The 2,545-nt window shown below is 38.8% G+C and carries 1 pseudogene; it reads right to left on the bottom strand.

The window, feature by feature from the left end:
• A pseudogene (locus ACNQGH_RS21785) lies at window positions 1-2,545 on the bottom strand (T9SS type B sorting domain-containing protein); the annotation flags it as partial.

Below are 2,545 nucleotides of genomic sequence, written 5' to 3'. Positions count from 1 at the left end.
GTAATTTGCCGGTACTGATCCCCCTATAGCATTTACAGTAATCACACCATCATTGTTCGCACAACTTGGCAATGCCGTAACTGTTGGCGTTAATCCTAATGGTGCTAAAATTGTTAGATTTACTTTATTTCCACAGCCATTAACATCTTTTATCTCAACACTATGAGCTCCTGATGATAAATTAGATACTGTAAAGGGTGCCGTTTGCGTTTGGAAGGCTCCTGCGTCTATAGCAAAACTATAAGGTGCCATCCCCACTGTTGCTACCGTAACATCTATCGCAAAATTACCCTCAGTTCCTGCACATTGATTGTTTAAAACTGCCGAAACGACTGGCGTTGGGTCCTTACTTAAAGTAAATGGAACCGTCTCTTGTATACATCCATTAGCATCTTTAGCATAAGCAATATATGAATTAGCTGCAAGAGAAAAAGTATTTGTGTTAACCCAACCTGAATCAGTTGCAACCGGTTTAGGACTCAATGATGGCAAAACTTGATACGTATAACCAGCAGTACCTCCTTGCGCAATAACTGAAACTTGACCTAATTTATTACAATTTTCATTCTCAAGTATTGTCGCATTTACTGTTAATGCTATGGCAGATTGTGTAATTGTAAATGTAGTTGAGGCATTGGTACACCCATTATTTGCACCACCACTACTCTCTTTAAATAAGATATAATACGTTCCAGGAGCTAATAATCCTATATTTATAATAGGGGTAGTAAATGTACCTGTCAAACCACTAACTGTTCCAATCGGTATTGCTGTCGGTAAGTTTGTTTGAGAGTTAAATACCTGATATGAAACATCTGTCGATACAGGATAAGTATCAGTGAATGTAAAATCAACCGATCCATTACCCATTCCCGTACAAGTTACATTTTTTGGAGTAACAGTACTCGTTAAAGTAGATGTAGTTTGGGTTGGAGCTGTTGCTTGTTTAAAAAAATAACAATGTGTTGATTCATCATAAACAATAAAAGAATAAACAACACCAGGATTCAATCCGTTGAAAGTTGACTGTAAATACAAATCTGGAAGTGCAGTATGTATCGCTGAAGTAGCATTCTGATACGATCCAGGATTTGATGTATAGTCATACGGTGGCGTCGATCCTGAAATTATAGGAAAAAGTGCAAAATGATAAGGTCCTCCAACAAATGCAGGATTTACACTTACAATTATAGAAGCTGTTGAGCATGATGGAGGTCCCGGAGTTGTATTTATAATCAAATCCGTAGGCGGTGAGGCCATATTAATTATATCCTTTTTCGTACAACCGTTAGCATCGGTAAAACTTAATTCATAAATACCAAAATTTATAATATTAAAGGTATAAACACCCGCAGCAATAGTTGGTGGAGGAATCACAGCTCCAACATTATTAGTTATAGAATAAGTATAAGGTCCTGTGCCTCCAGAAGGTGTGGCAGAAATCGAACCCAGAGAAGACCCTCCTCCAACCACTCCTGAGCAAGTTATATCTGTTTTTGCAATAACTGTAGTAAGTACAACAGGTTCTGAAATCGTTTTTGTTTCGATATCAGTACACCCTTTCGCATCTGTTACGGTAATAATATAATTACCGGCAGGCAATCCGGAGGTTTGGGTATTATAATTGGTGTTAGGAGGTGGTCCCGGTAAAAGAGAATTATCTTTAACCACATTAATAACATAAGGAGCAGTACCAAAACTAGTGTTAATATTAACTTTAATTGCCCCTGTAGTGTCTCCAAAACAATAGATTTGTTGTGTTTGTGTTATCGAAGTTATAACTGGTGAAACTATTGGGTTTATAGTAATTACTCCTGATTGTGCAGGACAACCATTCGCATCTGTAACTTGAAATTGATACGTTCCTGGTGTAGTAGTGTTATACGTAAATGTACTTCCAGTTACCGCACCTAAAGAAGTGGCCGTTCCGCCATTAAAAGATACCGCATACGTAAATCCTGTATAGCCTCCGGTAATGGTTCCCGTAATTGTGGCAGCTGGTGGAGTATTACAATCTAAATCCTTGGTCAAAACCGTAGTGACTGTAAGTTGTGGAGCAATAGTTTTTGCCAATCCTACAGATTTACATCCATAAGCATCTTTCACAATTATGGTATAATTCCCTGGCGTTACATTGGCAAAGGTATTGCTCAACTGATAACTTAATCCATTGTCAATACTGTATTGGTAAGGTCCAACCCCTGCTGCAGCTGTAACTATTAGTGTTGCCTGGTTGGTCGTATCATAGCATAAATCTGAACCTGCAATGCTTGCCGTCGGAGGTGTTGGTGTAGTCAAAGTAAATGTAGCTGTTACGATACAATTATTTGCATCGGTAACACGTGCTGTGTAAAGCCCTACTTGAGTCAGGTTTGTAAATGTATTGCTTGCTTGTGGTCCTAAAACAGTAGCATCCGGTTGTGTCAGGGTATAGGTATTTCCTCCCCAGCCACCTGTAACATTAACCACTACACTTCCATTTGCATTACATTTAATCGGTGTAACTGTTGTAGTTACTGCCAATGCTGCCGTTGGTGCTGCAATC

Source organism: Flavobacterium kochi (assembly GCF_048286715.1).
In the GTDB taxonomy this organism is placed as follows: Bacteria; Bacteroidota; Bacteroidia; order Flavobacteriales; family Flavobacteriaceae; genus Flavobacterium.
Note: the sequence above shows the minus strand (reverse complement) of the source record. Positions and strands in the feature narration are given on the sequence as shown.